The sequence below is a fragment of the Oceanotoga sp. genome (genome assembly GCF_030445905.1).
Lineage (GTDB): Bacteria > Thermotogota > Thermotogae > Petrotogales > Petrotogaceae > Oceanotoga > Oceanotoga teriensis.
Genome location: NZ_JASUSU010000056.1, coordinates 1 through 18,894, shown reverse-complemented (window position 1 = coordinate 18,894; position 18,894 = coordinate 1). Strand labels below are relative to the sequence as shown.

Below are 18,894 nucleotides of genomic sequence, written 5' to 3'. Positions count from 1 at the left end.
AATTACCAGATCCTCAGGCAGTAGAAGAAAAGCTTGATAATTTAATGAAATCTATGGATCCAAGTAAGCTTATGGATGATATGGCTGGAGAACAAGAAAAAGAATTAAAAGATAAGTTTATGACCATGGGTAATGGGTTGGGAGAGATGGGGCAAAAACTAAGTAATATAGGCAGTGAGTTAGCCAGTAAAGATATACCTAATCCAAAGATGATAGAAGAAAAGTTAGAGGAATTATCAGGAATTTCAAAGGTATTTGATGAACTTAGTAGTGGTCAAGATGATTTAGCAAAAGGTGTAACAGAACTGGGAGGTGGATTGGATACTTCTTCAGCAGGCTTAAAGGAAATATCAAGACAGCTAGGACAAATGGCAGAAGAGATGAAAGGCAATCCTGAGCTCTATAAAAAACTAAATATGTTTGCAGAAAACATAGATAAAAGCTCTGCAGGTTTATCAATGATGTCAGAGAATACAGGAAAGCTTTCACAGGGTAATGAAAATACATCTCAGGCACTTAATAATATTGGTCAAAAACTAAAGCAAGAGTTAGAAGAAATGAAAAAAGCTTTATCTGGAGATGGGATATCCTCAGAAGAACTAAAGCAAATGTCAAATGGTTTTATTACTATGGGAGAAAACTTAGGTGATTTAAGTAAGGGCCTCTCTCAAATGGCAGCAGGTGGAAGCATACTTCCAGATAGCTCAAATGTTTTTTCTTCTTTACAAGGAAACATGGAAAAAGAAGTTTCAGAGATGAAAGATAATTTATCAGGTGGTATTTCACCGGATGAGCTAAAAACAATGTCAGATGGATTTATTACTATGGGTGAAAACCTTAGTAAAATAAGTGGTGGACTTAAGACCTTCCATGAAAAATCTGGAATGATGATCCCATATTTCCCTCACAATCAAAAAGAATTAGATAATATTTTGTATGAAGATGGAAATTTAAGAGATATATTTTCTGATACTATAATTGATGAAAATCATATGATGATAATGATTAAGTTAAAAGGAAACCTAGAAGATAGTGAGATTGACTCTATTTTTAATGAAGTCTCCCATGCTATGGAAGCAGAAGACTTTGATGTGAACTTCATAGTTTCAGGAAAACCTGTATTGGATTCCTCCCTAAGAACAGAGATGAAATCTAATATGATAATAATGGTTGCTTCAGCAGTAGCTTTGATGCTTATAATACTCAACCTGGTCTTTAGGGTTAGATGGAGGGCCTTAAGCCTTGGAATAATATTTGTATCTGTAATAGCCACATTAGGACTTATGGGACATTTAAATGTTTCCATGACCATGGTTTCCATGGCAGTCTTTCCCATCTTAATTGGGCTAGGTATAGACTATTCTATACAATTTCAAAATAGATACGAAGAAGAGCATTCCGTAAAAACAACCCTTGTACAAACTGGTAAGGCTGTGGGTCTAGCTGTACTAGCTACAGTATTAGGATTTGTATCCCTCTTTGCATCCCCAGTACCTATGATACAAGATTTTGGAAAGATGCTTACCATAGGAGTTATAATTTCCTTTATAGGAAGTATCTTTTTACTAATGCCAGTTCTTAGTGCTAGGGATACAGTGGCAGCAAAGGCTAGGGACTTTAGAATTAAAGACTATGAAAAGGCAGGCCCAATAGATAAATTTTTAAGATTTACAGTAAACTCAGTTATAAAACTAGCACCTCTAATAATAATAATTGCCATAGGCCTGGCTACCTTCGGGCTTATAGCTGATACGAAGGTAGGTGTAGAAACAGATATAGAAACCTTTATGCCCCAAGATATGGATGCCCTTCATGATATTCACTATATTAGGGATATTGTAGGATCTACAAATCAAATGATTATATTTATGGAAGACGAAGAACTTCTTACTGAAGACAATCTCAGCTGGATGAGAGACATAAGCAAGCAAGCAAGAGCTGAATTTTCAAATAAGATTGTAGATATCAAATATATAGATAATCTTGTAGAAAACTTCTCTGATATAGAAGAAATAAACTTTGATGAATATCTGGAGATTATAGATAATGACATACCAGAAAGCCAAAGAAGGATGTTTATTAGCGATGAGAAGGATAAGGCTGTTATTCTTATGAATGTAGAACATATGGCAACAGCAGAGTTACAAGAGTTTGTGGAAGATATGAAGATTATGCTAGAAGATGCCCCTATAAAGACATCAATTACAGGGAAATCTGTTTTAGATGTTGAAATGGTTAAGGGACTAACAGATGGTAGGTTTAGAATGACCATTATAGGTTTAGGATTAGTATTTCTATCCCTGTTAATACTTTATAGATCCTTCTTCAAGGCCCTTGTAGCAGTACTTCCAGTTGTCCTAATAGTAGGTATGTCCGGTGGCATTATGAACTTACTAGGATTAAAATATACTCCAATAACAGCAACCCTTGGAGCCTTGGTCTTAGGGATGGGAACTGAAATGACCATAATGTTACTTGAAAGGTATTTGGAAGAGAGAAACGAAGGAAAAGATAAAAGAAAGGCTCTCTTTACTACTATAAAGTTTATAGGTAAGGCAACACTAGCATCAGGACTTACCACAGTTGGTGGATTTAGTGTTCTAATGACTTCAAAGTTTGTAATACTTAAGGATTTTGGTCTGATGACAGTAATAAATATATACTTGGCCCTGATGGCAACCTTTATAATCCTACCAGCCTTGATATGGATTTTGGATAGGTTCATTGTAAGTGACAAGGTGAAGAAAGAAGCATATAAGGAGGTACCAAAAGAATAAGGAAAGAAGGGGGAATATATCTTGAAAAAAAGGAAGATAGTTCAAGGGGTTAGCCTAGTATTATTTATAAGTCTAATAATTCTTGGGAAAGTACAAGTTTGGATGGCCATCTTTGGTGGTAGTTTACTATTATCAACCTATTTTGGAAGATTTTATTGTGGCTATATTTGTCCCATAAACACTGGTATGGAGATAATAGATGGTAAAGCAAATAAAAAGAAAAGAAAAAGAAAATCTGTTCCAGATCTATTTAAAAAAGCAATTGTTAGGTATGGTATTTTAGCCTTATTTCTAGGAACTATGGTTATAGTTTTCAAAACAGGTAAGAAGTTGCCAGTATTGCCAGTCCTATTTTCTTTAGGGCTAATAATAACCTACTTTTACAGGCCAGAATTTTGGCATAGGTATCTTTGTCCCTATGGTAGTTTACTATCTATTTTTTCTAAGTTTAATAAGAAAGCATATAGGGTCTATAATGATGGTTGTATAAAGTGTGGTAAATGTGTTAGAGTTTGTCCAGCAGATGCTTTTATTTGGGAAGATAAAAAAGACTATCCTCTTATAATAAATAATGAATGTCTTCAATGTGGAAAGTGTGTTGAAGCATGTCCTACTGATTCTATAAAATAGAAATAGATGGAGGAGGCGAAGATAATGATATCAGAAAAAATGATTTATGTAATATTTGAAGTAGTAATTAAAAAGGACTATATGGACCAATATTTAAATTTAGCAGCTAAACTTAAGAGACATGTTGAAGCAAATAAAGGATTTGTAAGGTCGGAGCGTTTCTCTAGCCTTGTAGATGAAAGGAAACTTTTAAGTCTATCAGTATGGGAAAATGAAGACTATCTGAATGAATGGAGAAATCAAATAGACCATCGACTAAGCCAAAAAGAAGGGCGAGACAATATATTTGAAAGTTACACAACAACGGTTACATCAAAACTTAGATGTTATACAAATAATGATAGGGCAGAAGCCCCAGGTGATTCTAATGATTTCTTGAACAGGTAGATAAAGGAAGAATAGATTATTGGGTGAGATCGTAGGGTATAATACACTTATAAAAATTAAATTGAGGTGTATTAAAAATGTTAGAAAGAATAGATAATTCTTATGAAGTTAATAATAATCATGGGCTTATTAAGATATTAAAATTGTCTCTCCCAATCAATTTTGGCATAGTGAAGTGATAAGGATAAAAATAAAGCGATTACTTTAAGAATAAATTTTCTTAGAGCAGTCGCTTTTTATCTACCTATTTATATTAAAATTCTTCAAGTTTACTCATCCTATATCTCCATATTGGAAGAGTAATAATTCCCAAAATCATATATTTCAGAAAAAGACTAAGCATATAGTTCTGAGACAAAACAATATCTCCATTGAATGTAAAGCCTTTATTGAAAACTTGAATTACAGGGGTCAGAAGTCCAATTGTAAAAGGTAGTGCTATGCCAACACCTATAAATGTAATAATCAAATTAAGTATATTGCTTACTCTAGGGAAAGCATCATTGATAAATAAAATCAAAAGTCCATAGAGAATTACTGCAAGGATTCCAGCACCTGCATTAAGTAAATACTGTAGCTTTCCTTCTACAAGTTTTGCAGCCACATTAGGATGGAAGAAATATATTGTATAAAATAGGATAACAAAAAAGTCAATTCCAAATGCCATTGTTTTGAAGGAAATCAAGGTAATATTCTTATAAAGTTTTATAAAAAGAACTAATATTATTAAACATATCCCTATAAATAATCCTATCAATATTCCGACCTCCTATAGCTTATTTTCTACCATCAATGTCCTTAAAGAATTTCCTGTTTAGACATTGGTCTAGATTAAAATCATATCCTAATTTATTCATTCCATAAAACTTGAAGAGTAAAAGATTAATATTAACTTTCATAACTTGGGCGATTTGATCTAGGTCATAACCCATTTTCCCATAATCAATAATTTCCTCTTCATCTAGGAGTAAGTGGGAAGCAAAAAGATTAGCTTCATACTCTAGGCTTGATTTAACGTCAAAGAGGGTGAACTCTGACAGTCCTTCCTTGGCTTCCGCTCGATGGTAAAGATCATGGCCTAGCTCATGGGCAAACATCATTCTTTTAAAATTATCATCAATAGAGGGATTGTAGAAAACAAAGCGATTCCTCTTAATAACCACATACATACCTAAAGCATGGGTCTGGCCAGTAAATGGTAGTAGATTGACATTTCTGTTTCTTAAAATCAATTCAGGGTCTCTAGTTTCATGCTTCATAACTAACTTCATGGCATCTTCATAGATTAATCCATACCTGTTTTTCATAATATCTATTCCTTATTTTCATCATCAACTACTCTAAATTTTTTAGGTATAAATTTCTTGTTTTCTTTCTTAGAAATGATGAAAGCTTCTTGGAGAGTTTCTAAGATTACCCTTTTATCATCATCAGTTATATCCCCACCAGCCATTAAACCCACCATACCGTTTACTAAATCAGAAGCATAGTTAGCATCATAAGAACCAAACTTTTCCTTGATAGAAAGGACAAAGGCATCTTCATCACTTAAAAGTTCAAGTTTATCAATTTTTAAAGCTTTTGCCAGATCATCATAAATTCTAGGATACCTAGGATTTGACTCTCCAGACTCATACCTGGAGATGGTCTTAGAAGACACACCAACCATTTGAGCTAGATCATCTTGGGTCAGACCTTGCTCCTCTCTAAGAATCTTTAATTTTTGGCCAAATTTCATTATCTTCACCTTTTCTTTCTATTAAAAATTATTTTCCAATTGACAACGGACAATGACTGTCCTATAATAGACATTACAAGCTTGAATATAATCCTATTGTACAATAGTAGACAGTCACTGTCAAGGGAGTTTAATGGAAAGAGTTATTTTACATGCAGATATGAATAATTGCTATGCTTCCATTGAGACCAAGCTTAATCCAAAACTAAAAGGTATCCCTCTAGCTGTATGTGGCAGAAGAGAGGACAGGCATGGGATAGTATTGGCTAAATCTCAAGAAGCTAAAGTATTAGGAGTAAAGACTGGAGAGGCTATTTGGGAAGCTCAACTAAAGTGTCCCGATCTTTTAATAGTTCCGCCTAATTATGATGAATACCTAAAGCACTCCAGATGGGCCAGGGATATTTATTATGACTATTCCAACCAGGTAGAGCCTTATGGGATTGATGAGTGTTGGTTAGATGTATCAGGTTCTCTCCATTTATTTGGAAAAGGTAGAGACATAGCTGAAGAGATAAGAAGTCGGATAAAAAAAGAACTAGGAATTACAGTAAGTATAGGGGTAAGCTTTAATAAGATTTTTGCAAAATTAGGTTCTGATATGAAAAAACCAGATGCAGTGACAGAAATAACTAGGGAAGATTTTAAGGAGAAGATATGGAATTTACCAGTAGAAGAACTTTTAGGAGTAGGTAAGGCTTCTAAGAAAAAGTTAAATAGGCTAATGATTTTCACTATAGGAGACTTGGCTAGGGGAGATCCAGATTTAATTAGGATGAAGCTAGGTATTAATGGAGTTTATTTATGGAACTATGCCAATGGTAGAGATTATAGTTCAGTAACTGATAGGGACTATAGGGATCCAGTTAAGTCGGTAGGGAGAGGAATAACTACTACAGAAGATTTAGAAAACAACTTAGAAGTTTATAGGGTATTTAGAGAATTATCCTTTGGAGTATCCAAGGCCTTAAGAAGCTATGGATACTTAGCTGGAGGAATTCAAATATCCGTTAAAAATAACAATCTATTATCTAAGCAATATCAAAGACAGATATCCTACCCTAGTCTATCTTCTACTATCTTAGCAGAAGAAGCTTATGACCTCTTCTTAGAAAAGTATAGTTGGGAAAGTCCTATCAGAGCTTTAACTATTAGAGCAATAAATCTAATAGGAGAGAAGAATGGAAGTCAATTAAGCTTCTATGAGGACTATTCAAAACTAATAAAGAGAGAGAAGGTAGATGATGCCTTCTTTAAAATCAGAGAGAGATTTGGTGACTATTCTATTTCTTATGCTGGTCTTATGGGAGATATTAAGATGCCTATGGAGAGAAATGAAATAGTAACTCTACCTGGTGGAACTAGATAGGGGGAGACAAGATGGAAGAGGATAAGTTTGGAGAAAAGAAAATCAAGTATGGTCCAGGAAATTGTGAGGACATTATAGGAATAAAAGGATATAAGGCAAAAGGACAGATTATCTCCTACCTAGCTGATGATAGTAGGGGGATTTTACCACATGGTATAGTCAATGGAAGTATAATTTTTGTAGATACCAAGGCTAGTTATAAAGAGGGAGATTTAATTATAATTAAGGATTTGAGAAATAAGAAGGATGGAGTAAGGATAACAAAAGCAATTAGTAAAAAAGAAAAGGATTTTATGGGAAGAATATTCCTAGTTACAACAACATATTAAGGAGGGAGTAAAAATGCAAGTTAATGCAAAATCCTGGGATATTACGGAATGGGTATTCTGGGACTTTGGTCTAGGACGCAAAAGAAACTTTATTTTCGTTAGGAGGAGGGTATATCATGAATTTTAATTGGATGATAAAGGAATACAAATTAGAAAATCTAGATAAAAAGAAGTTAAGGAATGATATTAAACTTCTCCTGAGTTTGTATCGAAAAGTAGATTTCCACATCCAGGACCATATAGAAAATCTAGATAATATATTTTACGAAACAAAAAGAAAACATTTGGATGATATTGTCCTATCTATATTAGAAATAGATAAGGATATTAACATAGAGAAGGTTGAAAGCCAGCTCTTAAATACACAACAAAGCATATTTTTACTTAAGCTTATGGATGATGCTTTATCTAGATTAAGTGCTTATCCAAACAAGGGTGAAATTTATGCAGATATTATTACTTATAAATATTTTGAGAAAAAAATAAGAAGTAATGAGGAAATTTCTGAATTGCTTTTAATTTCAAGATCCACCTATTATAGATATATGAATAAAGCTATACTCATATTTGGAGTCATGCTTTTTGGATATAGTGTTTTCGATAGAAATTATGAAGACTTATCAAATTGTAAGCTAAAAGTAGCAGAAGATAAGATAGATTATAAAATTGAATTATAAAATGAGACTTTTATGGGACTAAAATGGGATAAAACTGGAACCCTTTTGGTACTGTAATGAGACTTTAAGCCTGTTACACTCAATATAATAGGCAACCTCTGTTTGGAAAAATGGAGGTTTTTTTATGCCTAAATATAAGGTTTGAAGAAGACAAGTGGCTCTTACACTTGTCTTCTTTTGCCCTAAATTGAGGTGAAACAGGTGAAATACATTAGAGAACCTCCTCTTTGTGAATTTTAAATTGAAAATTTTAAATTCACAGGAGGAAAGAAAATGAAAGAAAATAAAAAGAACTATTATATATTCCTTGAAGATACCAAGGTGGATGTATCAGAAAAAGTATATAAAGGATATTGGCAAGAAACCAATAGAGAGAATTATCTTAATAGGCTAGACAAAGAGAATAAATTAGGTTGTTTCTCTGAATTTGTATTAGATGAAACAGACAAGAGCATGGAGGAGAGACTTATAGATAAAGCAGTTGATGTAGAAAAATTAGTAGCAGTAAAAATGCAAATAGAAGCACTTAATAAAGCCTTGGATAAATTAAGCCCAGAAGAAAGGGAAATTATCCAGGCTCTTTTTTTTGATGAAGTTCCCCAAAGAGATTTAGCAAAAAGATTAAATATTAGCCAAGGAGCAGTATTTAGAAGAAAAGAAAAAACCTTAAAGAAATTAAAAATCTTTTTAGAAGATTGGAAAGAAAAATAAAAAGTTTTTAAAAAAGCGAATCAAGGGGGTGGTTTTTTCACTGTTATATATAAGGGGCAAAATGCAGTCCTTTATATAATAATAAAAATTTATATATTTTGAACTTTGAAAACTAAATAGACCAGGACAAGACTTTATCCATTTATGAAGCCAGTAGAAACTACGCCATGATCACCTTGCTAAGGCCAAGCTTTGGTTTAAATAAATACTTGCATAACGCTAAATGCAAAGGAAACAAAAGTGTGAGCGATAAATAGTTTGCTACAGGAAAGGACTGGCATTCTTTCTTGCGAAGATATAAATGGTGATAATGATACTTCTATACGTTGTTGCTTCCCATCGAGAAAAGGGGAGAGGTGAAATTCCTATGTAGCTGCCAAGGCACTTGTCAATGTCAAAAAACTTACATAAAAAGTATTAAAGAAAGAAGGGGTATCAAGATGAAAACTATAAAAAATAAAAATGAGAACTCTTCTTCTGTCAATTATAGATATAAAGATGAATTATCAAAAGAAAGATATTTAGCCCAAGAACTAGAAGCAATACCTGAAGGTAGAAAGAATCTTTTTATCCAGGTAGGCAATGTTCTTGTTAATTGTTGTATAGGAGAGACAAAGGTTAGTATGGATGATTTTGTTGAAGATTTATGTAAATTAGAATTAAGGATTTAGGGTGCTGACAGATATATATAAGTGCGGTAAGATAAAAATATAAAGTTTCTGAAATCCTTAATAAATTGCACCCAAAATATTTATTAAGGAGAGAAGAGAAATGGAAAGAACTAAAGCTTATATGTATCTTCGTCTATCAAGAGACGATGGTGATGAAGGTGAAAGCAATTCTATTACTAATCAAAGGGAGCTTATTAAAAGTTATGCTGACAAGGCAGGTTTTAAGATTATCAAAGAATTTATTGATGATGGTTATACAGGTTCAAACTTTGACAGACCAGATTTTAAAAGAATGATTAATGACCTAGAAAAGAAAGACTGCAAAACAATTATTGTTAAAGACCTTTCAAGATTTGGGAGAGATTATATTGAGTCGGGAAAGTTTCTTCAGAAAACTTTTCCTCAAATGGGAGTCAGATTTATATCAGTTAATGATAACTATGATAGTGAAAGTGCTGATGTAAGTGACACACATCTTATTCTTCCTATAAAAAACTTTATTAATGATAGTTATTGCAGAGACATATCTATGAAAGTAAAAAGCTCTCAAAAAACTAAAAGACAAAGAGGAGAATTCATAGGGGCATTTGCACCCTATGGATATAAGAAAAATAAGGAGCAAAAGAACCATCTTATAGTTGATAGAAATGTATCTCATATAATAAGAAAGATATTTGAAATGAAAATTGAAGGCTATTCTTCAAAGGTTATAGCAGATGAGCTTAATAAGCTTGGGATCCAAACCCCTGGAACCTATAAGGAAAGCCAAGGTTCTAATTATTCAACAGGTTTTGCCAGTAATAAAAACAAATGGCAGGCAAAGATGATAAATAGGATTATTGAAAATAGGGTTTATATAGGAGTTCTTGAACAAGGGAAAAGGACCAAGCTTAATTATAAGTCTAATAAAGAGATTAAGGTCTTAGAAGAGGATTGGATTAAGGTAGAAGGAACTCATGAGGCTATAGTGACTGAAACTATGTTTAATGTAGCCAATAAGATGATGGGAAGAGATATCCTTAATAGAAAATCAAAACCTGATTTTCTAACAGGTCTTCTTTATTGTGCAGATTGTGGGAATCAACTTATTAGAAGAAGGCAAAAAACAAAGGATGGTTATAAAATCTATTATATCTGTGGTTTATACAATAGAGGAAATGGTTGTTCAAGACACAGTATAAAAGAGGAAGATATTTTATCATCATTGGATTTTATCCTTAGGCAGCATATTAAATACCAAGAAGAATTGTTTACACGAATAAGAGAAACTGATTTAAGTAAAACAAAATACCAATTGGATTTAGATGATTTAATTGCTGACAGGAAGAAGTATGAAACCCTTAGAAAATCTCTTTACCTTGATTTGGAAGATGGGCTAATTGACGAAGATGAATTTCAATCCTTTAGAAAAAGCTATCAGCTCAAAATTAAGGATATAGAGGGGCAGATGATAAGCAGAAAGAAAGCCTATGAAGACCTAAAAGATATACTTTCCTCTAAGGAAAACTGGCTTACTGATTTGGAGAAGTATAAAAACATTGAAAGTATAGACAGGCAAACCCTCGCTTTATTTGTAGATAGGATATTGGTAGAGGAAAAAGACCAAGAAGGTAGATCTAAAATAGCAGTTTTTTTTAATGATATGGAAAAACTAGATATATTAAAGAGAATAATAAGTGGAGTAAAGAAAGGCAATGCTTCAAACCTTATTCCCTTTAACACGATAGCTACTAAGAACTTAACCACTCCAAGAGAGGGGGTAGTTGTTAATGGCTAGAATATCTAGAAGGAATCTTATAAAGACAGAAGAAAAGAAAACTCTTAGTTCATTTAGGGCTGGAATTTATACTAGGCTGTCACAAGAAAGAACAGAGGAATGGAGGAATAAATCATCTTCTATTGAAACCCAAATTGAAATCTGTCAGGAATATGCCAACAGTGAAAATATGAATTTAGTCAAGGTTTATACAGACTATGAGTATTCTGGAACAAATTTTGACAGGCCTGGATATATTGAAATGATGGATGATGTGAGAAATGGTCTTATAAATTGTATTATAATAAGAGACCTATCACGACTTGGTAGAGAGCATCTTGAAATGGGCAGACTTGTAGACAAGGTATTTCCCTTTTTAGGAGTAAGATTTATTTCTGTAGTAGATAAGATTGATACAGAAAGAGGTATTGATGCAAAATTATCCTTTGAAATGCTAATAAAGAACCTTATAAATGACATGTATGCAAAAGATATTGGTTATAAGGTTAAAACAAGCAAGAGATTAAATGCCAAGCAAGGATTCTTTATAGGTTCAAATCCACCATTTGGTTATAAGGTAGTAGAAAAAGATGGTGGAAGAAAACTTGAGCCTGATGAAGTAAGCAAAAAGATAATAGAGAGAATATTTACTAGATATGTAGCTGGTGAAAATACATTTAAAATTGCTAAAGAGCTTAACGAAGATAATATCTCTACATCAAGTGCCTATAATAAAACAGGTAATATTTTGCGTGAACCTGGAGAGCCACAATGGAGGAAAGGTACAATAGCAAATATGCTTAGGCAAAGAGTCTATACAGGTTGTCTTGTTCAAGGAACTAAGGAAAATGTTCCAGGTAAAAAATCTGGCCATTATAGGCAAAAGCCTAAAGATGAATGGATAATTGTAGAAGATACTCATGAAGCTATAATTCCAAAGGATTTATTTAAAGCAGCCCAGGAGATATTGGATTATAATAAGGAAAAAGATCACTTTAAAATAACAAGACATGACCTTAAAAGAGAGCCAATAAATAAATATAAAGGTCTAATCTTTGATGGCAATACTAAGCTTATTTTAAAAAGAAATTGTATAAAAAGTAGAAAGAAGAATGCTAAGTTCTATTATTATAAATTTACAAATGAAGAAAACAATGGGGTTATACTAGAAACACCCTATATTTCTATCATGGAAGAGGATTTAGATAGATTAGTAATAAAAAAACTAAGGAATGTGCTGAATATTGATGCAAGTGGAGCAGATTGTAAAGATAGAATAATTGATATAAGCAAGATGAATATTGATGTGGTAGAAAAACATCGGATATCCCTTTCTCTTAAGATTTCTAAGCTTAATTCAGATTTAAAAAAGTTATATGAAGCCTATAGCTTAGGAAAGCTTGAAAAGGAAGAATACCTAGAAGAAAGGATATTAAATAGAAATAGATTAAGCAGCTATGAAAAAGAATTAAGTAATCTTGATTTAGAAATTCTATCTATAGAAGCTAAGACTGAAGAAGAGTTGGAGCTATTTAATTATTTAACTTCCTATAATGATATTAAACTAGATGAAGAAATTATCCCTAAATACATTGACCGTATTGATGTATATGATAATGAAACTATAAAAATTAGTTTAAAGGGCTATCTGGCTGGTAAGGAGATGAAATCAAATGAATAATATTGCTATTTATATGAGGATTTCTTTTTCTGAAAGAGATAGACAAAAACAAACAGAAGAAACTATAAATTCTCAAAGAAATATAATTAAGCATTTCATCTTTAATGACCAAGAACTAAAAAAAGCAAATATAGAAGAATTTATCGATGAAGGATATAGTGGAAGTACTACTTCAAGACCAGGACTTGATATGCTCCTTAAAAAAGTAAGGGGACAAGAGATTAACTGTATTATAGTAAAAGATATGTCACGATTTATGAGAAATTATATTGAAATGGGTGATTATCTTGAAAACATCTTTCCTTTTATGGGAGTTAGATTTATAGCAATAAATGATGGCTATGATAGTGATAAGGAAGGCCATAATGGTACAGAGCTAGATATTCAATTTAAAAATCTTCTTAATGATTATTATAGTAGAGATATTTCAGAAAAGATGACTACTGCCCTTTACACAGCTAGAAAGCAAGGGAAATATACCACAGGAACACCGCCATATGGATATCTAAAAGATCCTAAAAATAAGTACAAGCTTATCATTGATGAATCGGTTTCAGATAATGTCAGATATATATTCCAGCTTATCCTTGAAGGATATACTTTAAATGAAACTGCGAAAATCCTTAATGATGAAGGTGTTATTACTGCTAGAGCAAGAAGAAACCAGATTAAAGGCTATGACTCATATTCTAATAGGTGGTTTTCTACTGTAGAGCAAACAATATGGTCTCATAGTATGGTTAGAAGGATTTTAAAAAATGAAGTATATACTGGAACAATGGTCTTTAATAAGACAAGCAAAAGTAAGCTTGATGGTGGTAGTGTTACTTATCATCCTAAGGAAGAATGGGAAAAGATTTACAATAACCATGAAGCCATTATAAGCAAAGAAACCTTTGATAGGGTAAGTGAACTACTAAAATCAAGGCATAAAAATAAATTCTATGGTGGAAAGAGCAAATATAAAAACAGTCCTATTGCTCCCTTTGTAAGATGCAACAAGTGCGGTTATAAAATAAGATTTCTTAAAAGTTCCAATGGAAAAGAGTTAATAGGTATAAATCTCTACTGTTATTATTGCAGGATGCTAGACCAGGAAGAAAAGTTGCATCATTATAAGGATTTAGAAGAGGATGTCTTTAAAATTCTTAAAGATAGGTTTCACACAGATAAGGCAGAAAAAGAAAGACTCCTAAAGGAACAGAAAAAACTCTATGAAAAGAATGATGAACTTTCAAAGAAGAAAAGAATCGAATTTGAAAATTATAAGTTTGGTAAGATTTCAAGAGAAGCCTTTATAGGCTTAAAAGATCAATTAGAAGAATCCACTGAAGAGAATAATAAACGTATAAAAGTTATTGATAAGGAACTGAAAGAAAGTGGAACTATAGAAAGTCTTACTGAAGATGTAGTAGCTAAATATATCAAAACAATATACATTTCAGGTAAGGGTATAGAAAAAATAGAATATTGTTAGTACAATAGAAGGAGATCCACCAATAGGGTCTCTTTTTTTCCTATAAAGGTTCTTAAGAAAACTTTTAATGAAGTATCTATAAAAAAATATGCTTATACACCTCCAAATCAAATAATCTAGAGATTTGGGGGTGTTTCATATAAAAACATATAATGTTACCAGAGACATTGGTTTTAAAAGCATACCTACTTTTTGAAGAATTATTTATATAGAAGAAAAGATTTGTACTATAATTATTAGTGATGATATACTTTATTAAAGGTGATAGGAAAGGGAGGGTTCTATGAAGAAACATTTTAAAGATATTTTCTATGAAGATTTCTTAGAAAGTCCTACAAAAGATAAATTTCGGGAATTATTAAAGAATAATTTTGGAGAGCTAGATGAATTTGACTTTAAAGAGACCTGGATAAATAAAGGGAAATTAGCTAAATTAGTTTTAGCTATGGGAAATTCTAGAGATGGAGTGGTTATATTTGGTATAAAGCAAAAAGATGATGGCACTTTTGAACCAAGAGGGTTAGAAAAATTCAAAGATGATGCTGATATAAACAATGACCTTGCTAGGTATGTTTCACCCAATCTCCATTATGAAATTTTCAATTTTGAGTATAAAGGTTCTGAATATCAGGCTGTAGAAAATAAAAAGTTTCAGGTTTTAATTGTAAATGATACTCCAGATAGGTTGCCATTTATTTCTCTTAATCAAACAGAAGGATTAGAAGAAGATACCATATATGTTCGTAGAGGTACTAAATCTGAAAAGGCAACTAGTGAAGATATTACAAGAATTATTGATGATAAAATAAAAACAATCTATAAGGATGGCTCGGACCTAGAATTAAATGAACATTTATCACAATTAAAGCAATTATATAATGAACTCCCCCAAAAAATAAAAGTTTTAATAAGAAAGGGAGAGCCAACAGAATTTAAAAAAACTATGCTAAATTTTGCACAAAAAATAGGAAAGATTTATATGGAATCTGAAGATGAATATAATGATTAAACAAAAGAAATTAAAAATTGAAAAAGTACTTGATCTAAAATAATAATAACAAAAAAACCAAATTAGATAGTTACATTATATGAATCGAGGATATCTTAATTTAATTTGATGGATAAGATTAATTATTTAATTAATCAATTGATCTTCTTAAGTAAAATATTTTGTATCATACCCTTGACACGATAGGGTTCTGGTAAGACTCTAACTAGTTTTAAGGCTGCTAGATTGGCTACTGAACTTGATTTTATTGATAAAGTTTTTTTTGTAGTGGATAGAAAAGATTTAGATTATCAAACTATGAAAGAGTATCAGCGTTTTTCTCCAGATAGTGTAAATGGTTCTGAAAGTACCGCTGGATTAAAGCGTAATATTGAAAAAGATGATAATAAAATCATAGTTACTACTATTCAAAAATTAAATAATTTGATTAAAAATGAATCTGAATTATCTGTATATGATAAGCAAGTGGTTTTTATTTTTGATGAAGCTCAAAAGAATATAAAAAAGAAATTTAAAAAGTATTATCAATTTGGATTTACAGGTACGCCTATTTTTCCTGAAAATGCTTTAGGGTCTGAAACTACTGCTTCAGTTTTTGGTGAAGAATTACATTCTTATGTAATTACAGATGCTATTAGAGATGAAAAAGTATTGAAGTTTAAAGTGGATTATAATGATGTTCGTCCTAAGTTTAAAGATATTGAAAAAGAAGTTGATGAAGAGAAGTTATCTGCTGCTGAAAATAAAGAAGCTTTATTACATCCTGAAAGAATTAGAGAAATATCTCAATATATTTTAAATAATTTTAAAGTAAAAACTCATCGCTTAAATGCTAATGGAAAAGGTTTTAATGCAATGCTTGCTGTTAGTAGTGTTGATGCAGCTAAAATGTATTATGAAACGTTGAATAATTTACAAAAAGATATTGAGAAGCCACTTAAAATAGCTACTATTTTTTCTTTTGCTGCAAATGAAGAACAAACGGCTCAAGGAGAAATAATGGATGAATCTTTTGAAGTATCTGCAATGAATAGTAGTGCAAAAGAATTTTTAAGTTCGGCAATTGATGATTATAATAAGATGTTTAAAAGCAATTACGGAGTAGATAGTAAAGGATTTCAAAATTATTATCGGGATCTTTCTAATAAAATGAAAAATAAAGAAATTGATTTATTGATAGTTGTAGGAATGTTTTTAACAGGTTTTGATGCTCCTACTTTAAATACTTTATTTGTAGATAAAAATCTTAGATTTCATGGTTTAATTCAAGCTTTTTCTAGAACAAATCGTATTTATGATTCTACAAAAACTTTTGGGAATATAGTTACATTTAGAGATTTAGAAACCGCTACAATAGATGCAATTCAACTTTTTGGTAAATCTAATACTAAAAACAATATTATATTAGAAAAAAGTTATAAAGAATATTTGGAAGGTTTTAGTGATATTTTGACTAATAATGCATGTCGTGGATATCTTGATGTAGTTGAAGAACTGAATGAACGTTTTCCAAATGTAGAAAAAATAGTTATGGAAAAAGATAAGAGAGATTTTGCTAAACTTTTTGGTGAGTATTTGAAAATTGAGAATATTTTGCAAAATTATGATGAATTTACAGCTTTAAAAGCTTTTCAAAAAGTTGATTATAATGATGAGCAACAATTAGAAAAGTTTAAAAAAGATTATTTTGTAAATGATTAAGAAATAGAAAATATGAAAAAAGTTAAGGTGCTTGAAGAAAGAAATGTTCAGGATTATCGTTCTACATATAATGATATTCGTGAATGGTTTCGTATTCAAAAAAATAATAAGGAAGTTGAAGAGTCTTCTGTTGATTGGGAAGATGTTGTTTTTGAAGTGGATCTTCTAAAGTCTCAAGAAATAAATTTGGATTATATTCTTGAATTAATTTTTGAAAATAATAAAAAATCAAATAATAAAGAAGCATTAATTGAAGATATACGTCGTTTGATTCGTTCTAGTGTTGACAATCGTGCAAAAGAAAGTTTGATAGTAGATTTTATAAATCAAACGAATTTAGATAAAATTCAAGATAAAGCGAGTATACTTGAATCTTTTTATTTATTTGCTCAAGAAGAACAAAAGCGTGAAGTAGAAAAGTTAATAAAAGAAGAAAAACTAAACGAAGAATCAGCAAAAAGATATATTTTAAATTCATTAAAAAAAGAATATGCAAGTGAAAATGGAACAGAATTAAAAGAAATATTACCTAAAATGAGTCCACTTAATTCTAATTATATAGAAAAGAAAAAAAGCGTTTTAGAAAAAATCACTGCACTTGTTAATAAATTTAAAAGGATTGGCGGAGAATTATAATAATATAGATGAATTTGAACAAAAGAAAGTATAGAAAAAGATATAAAGATAGAATGAAATCAGGGTGAAAATCCTGATTTTTTAATATATATTTATATTATTAGAGCATAAATTGCTGGAAATAATATTTTGCATAGGAAAAAAATTGGAGAACAGAACAATGATATAATAAAAATAATTAACTTATGAGTAATTAACTCTAAAGTTAATTACTCATAAGTTAATAAATGTGTTATGATTGATTGGGAGGTGAAATATGTTTATTGGAAGAGAAAAAGAATTACAAAAATTAAATAAAATGAATAATAAAAAAGGATTCCAATTTTTAGTAATGTATGGTAGAAGAAGAGTTGGTAAAACTACTTTATTAAAAGAATTTTTAAAAGATAAAAGTGGAATATTTTTTGTTGCTGAAGAGTTTAACGATACAATTGCATTAAACAAATTTTCTGAATTAATATTAAGTCATTTTAAAATGAGTAATTTAATAGATAAATTTCTTTCTTGGGAAAAAGCATTTAATTTTATAGGAGAAAAATCAAAAGATGAAAGAATAATATTAATAATAGATGAATTTCCATATATTGCAAATTCAAATTTAAGTATTTTATCTTTATTACAAAATTTAATAGATCAAAAATTAAAAAATACTAATTTATTTTTAATACTTTGTGGATCTTCTATAAGTTTTATGGAAAAAGAAGTATTGAGTGAAAAAAGTCCGCTGTTTGGAAGAAGAACAGGACAAATGAAAATAAATCCTTTTGGATTTTATGATTCTATAAAATTTTCAAAAAAATATACAAAAATTGATTCTGTTATAAATTATGGTATTTTAGGAGGTATTCCACAGTATTTAAATAAATTTGACTATGATTTAAATATTGAAGGAAACATAAAAGAAAATTTTTTAGATAGTAGTTCATATTTAATAGAAGAACCAAAAAATTTATTAAGACAAGAATTGAGAGAACCAGCAATATATAACTCAATTATTGAATCAGTTGCAAATGGTTATACTAAAATAAGTGAAATAGCTACAAAAATTCAAGAAAGACCTGATAAGACTAGTAAATATTTAAATACCTTGATTGAACTAGAAATAATAGAAAAAGAAATTCCAATAACAGAAAAAATAAATTCAAGAAAATCAATTTATAAATTAAAAGATAATATGTTTAAATTTTATTATAGGTTTATATTTACAAATTTTTCTTTGATTGAGCAAGGAATGATAGATTTTGTTTATGATAAAAAAATTAAACCATATTTAAATCAATATACAGGATTTGTTTTTGAAGACGTTTGTCAACAATATTTATTAAGAGAAAATTATAATATAAAA

The 18,894-nt window shown here is 30.5% G+C and carries 16 protein-coding genes and 1 pseudogene; 14 read left to right on the top strand and 3 right to left on the bottom strand.

Annotated features, from left to right (window positions below; translation table 11 throughout):
* The 3 genes from PWP28_RS12555 to PWP28_RS12545 all read left to right on the top strand — a co-directional run.
* On the top strand, positions 1-2,777 hold a 2,777-nt coding region (locus PWP28_RS12555), incomplete at its 5' end, for a hydrophobe/amphiphile efflux-3 (HAE3) family transporter (protein WP_308644880.1).
* Between the two features lie 21 nt (positions 2,778-2,798).
* Complete coding sequence (locus PWP28_RS12550; RefSeq protein ID WP_308644879.1) at positions 2,799-3,407, top strand: 4Fe-4S binding protein; 609 nt, start codon at positions 2,799-2,801, stop codon at positions 3,405-3,407.
* A gap of 24 nt (positions 3,408-3,431) precedes the next feature.
* Positions 3,432-3,794: an antibiotic biosynthesis monooxygenase gene (locus PWP28_RS12545; protein ID WP_308644878.1), complete on the top strand. Its 363-nt coding sequence runs from the start codon at positions 3,432-3,434 to the stop codon at positions 3,792-3,794.
* A gap of 253 nt (positions 3,795-4,047) precedes the next feature.
* On the opposite strand, the gene PWP28_RS12540 is transcribed toward PWP28_RS12545, so the two are convergent.
* From PWP28_RS12540 to PWP28_RS12530, 3 genes are read right to left on the bottom strand one after another with little or no spacing between them, the layout of a single operon-like run.
* Positions 4,048-4,551 (bottom strand): hypothetical protein, encoded by a 504-nt coding sequence (locus PWP28_RS12540; RefSeq protein WP_308644877.1) that lies wholly within the window; start codon positions 4,549-4,551, stop codon positions 4,048-4,050.
* Positions 4,552-4,570: 19 nt separating this feature from the next.
* Complete coding sequence (locus tag PWP28_RS12535; RefSeq protein WP_308644876.1) at positions 4,571-5,101, bottom strand: ImmA/IrrE family metallo-endopeptidase; 531 nt, start codon at positions 5,099-5,101, stop codon at positions 4,571-4,573.
* Between the two features lie 5 nt (positions 5,102-5,106).
* Entirely contained in the window at positions 5,107-5,532 is a 426-nt protein-coding gene (locus tag PWP28_RS12530; protein WP_308644875.1) for a helix-turn-helix transcriptional regulator, read from the bottom strand.
* A 133-nt stretch (positions 5,533-5,665) separates the two neighbouring features.
* Between PWP28_RS12530 and PWP28_RS12525 the strand changes: the two genes are divergently transcribed.
* The 11 genes and pseudogenes from PWP28_RS12525 to PWP28_RS12465 all read left to right on the top strand — a co-directional run.
* Positions 5,666-6,901 (top strand): DNA polymerase IV, encoded by a 1,236-nt coding sequence (locus PWP28_RS12525; RefSeq protein ID WP_308644874.1) that lies wholly within the window; start codon positions 5,666-5,668, stop codon positions 6,899-6,901.
* 11 nt (positions 6,902-6,912) lie between these two features.
* The gene (locus PWP28_RS12520) at positions 6,913-7,230 is read left to right on the top strand and encodes a hypothetical protein (RefSeq protein ID WP_308644873.1); all 318 of its coding nucleotides are present in this window, start codon (positions 6,913-6,915) and stop codon (positions 7,228-7,230) included.
* Positions 7,231-7,346: 116 nt separating this feature from the next.
* On the top strand, positions 7,347-7,907 hold the full coding sequence (locus PWP28_RS12515) for a hypothetical protein (protein ID WP_308644872.1): 561 nt from the start codon (positions 7,347-7,349) through the stop codon (positions 7,905-7,907).
* Positions 7,908-8,180: 273 nt separating this feature from the next.
* On the top strand, positions 8,181-8,618 hold the full coding sequence (locus PWP28_RS12510; RefSeq protein WP_308644871.1) for a sigma-70 family RNA polymerase sigma factor: 438 nt from the start codon (positions 8,181-8,183) through the stop codon (positions 8,616-8,618).
* A 440-nt stretch (positions 8,619-9,058) separates the two neighbouring features.
* On the top strand, positions 9,059-9,289 hold the full coding sequence (locus PWP28_RS12505; protein ID WP_216101087.1) for a hypothetical protein: 231 nt from the start codon (positions 9,059-9,061) through the stop codon (positions 9,287-9,289).
* Positions 9,290-9,389: 100 nt separating this feature from the next.
* Positions 9,390-11,066, top strand: coding sequence for a recombinase family protein (locus tag PWP28_RS12500; RefSeq protein ID WP_308644870.1), 1,677 nt, complete (start codon positions 9,390-9,392; stop codon positions 11,064-11,066).
* On the top strand, positions 11,059-12,726 hold the full coding sequence (locus PWP28_RS12495; protein ID WP_308644869.1) for a recombinase family protein: 1,668 nt from the start codon (positions 11,059-11,061) through the stop codon (positions 12,724-12,726). The genes PWP28_RS12500 and PWP28_RS12495 overlap by 8 nt, the downstream gene beginning before the upstream one ends.
* Positions 12,719-14,203 (top strand): recombinase family protein, encoded by a 1,485-nt coding sequence (locus PWP28_RS12490; RefSeq protein ID WP_308644868.1) that lies wholly within the window; start codon positions 12,719-12,721, stop codon positions 14,201-14,203. The genes PWP28_RS12495 and PWP28_RS12490 overlap by 8 nt, the downstream gene beginning before the upstream one ends.
* Before the next feature lie 283 nt (positions 14,204-14,486).
* On the top strand, positions 14,487-15,212 hold the full coding sequence (locus tag PWP28_RS12485; RefSeq protein WP_308644867.1) for an ATP-binding protein: 726 nt from the start codon (positions 14,487-14,489) through the stop codon (positions 15,210-15,212).
* 186 nt (positions 15,213-15,398) lie between these two features.
* A pseudogene (locus PWP28_RS13890) lies at positions 15,399-17,549 on the top strand (HsdR family type I site-specific deoxyribonuclease); the annotation flags it as partial.
* A 256-nt stretch (positions 17,550-17,805) separates the two neighbouring features.
* A partial coding sequence (locus tag PWP28_RS12465) for an ATP-binding protein (RefSeq protein ID WP_308644865.1) occupies positions 17,806-18,894 on the top strand: 1,089 nt, incomplete at its 3' end.

Excerpts from the sequence above, each read along its gene's own strand:
- PWP28_RS12490 (WP_308644868.1), top strand. The coding sequence starts at position 12,719 with ATGAATAATATTGCTATTTATATGAGGATTTCTTTTTCTGAAAGAGAT.
- PWP28_RS12530 (WP_308644875.1), bottom strand. The coding sequence starts at position 5,532 with ATGAAATTTGGCCAAAAATTAAAGATTCTTAGAGAGGAGCAAGGTCTG.
- PWP28_RS12505 (WP_216101087.1), top strand. The coding sequence starts at position 9,059 with ATGAAAACTATAAAAAATAAAAATGAGAACTCTTCTTCTGTCAATTAT.
- PWP28_RS12500 (WP_308644870.1), top strand. The coding sequence starts at position 9,390 with ATGGAAAGAACTAAAGCTTATATGTATCTTCGTCTATCAAGAGACGAT.
- PWP28_RS12510 (WP_308644871.1), top strand. The coding sequence starts at position 8,181 with ATGAAAGAAAATAAAAAGAACTATTATATATTCCTTGAAGATACCAAG.
- PWP28_RS12545 (WP_308644878.1), top strand. The coding sequence starts at position 3,432 with ATGATATCAGAAAAAATGATTTATGTAATATTTGAAGTAGTAATTAAA.
- PWP28_RS12525 (WP_308644874.1), top strand. The coding sequence starts at position 5,666 with ATGGAAAGAGTTATTTTACATGCAGATATGAATAATTGCTATGCTTCC.
- PWP28_RS12520 (WP_308644873.1), top strand. The coding sequence starts at position 6,913 with ATGGAAGAGGATAAGTTTGGAGAAAAGAAAATCAAGTATGGTCCAGGA.
- PWP28_RS12485 (WP_308644867.1), top strand. The coding sequence starts at position 14,487 with ATGAAGAAACATTTTAAAGATATTTTCTATGAAGATTTCTTAGAAAGT.
- PWP28_RS12495 (WP_308644869.1), top strand. The coding sequence starts at position 11,059 with ATGGCTAGAATATCTAGAAGGAATCTTATAAAGACAGAAGAAAAGAAA.
- PWP28_RS12535 (WP_308644876.1), bottom strand. The coding sequence starts at position 5,101 with ATGAAAAACAGGTATGGATTAATCTATGAAGATGCCATGAAGTTAGTT.
- PWP28_RS12515 (WP_308644872.1), top strand. The coding sequence starts at position 7,347 with ATGAATTTTAATTGGATGATAAAGGAATACAAATTAGAAAATCTAGAT.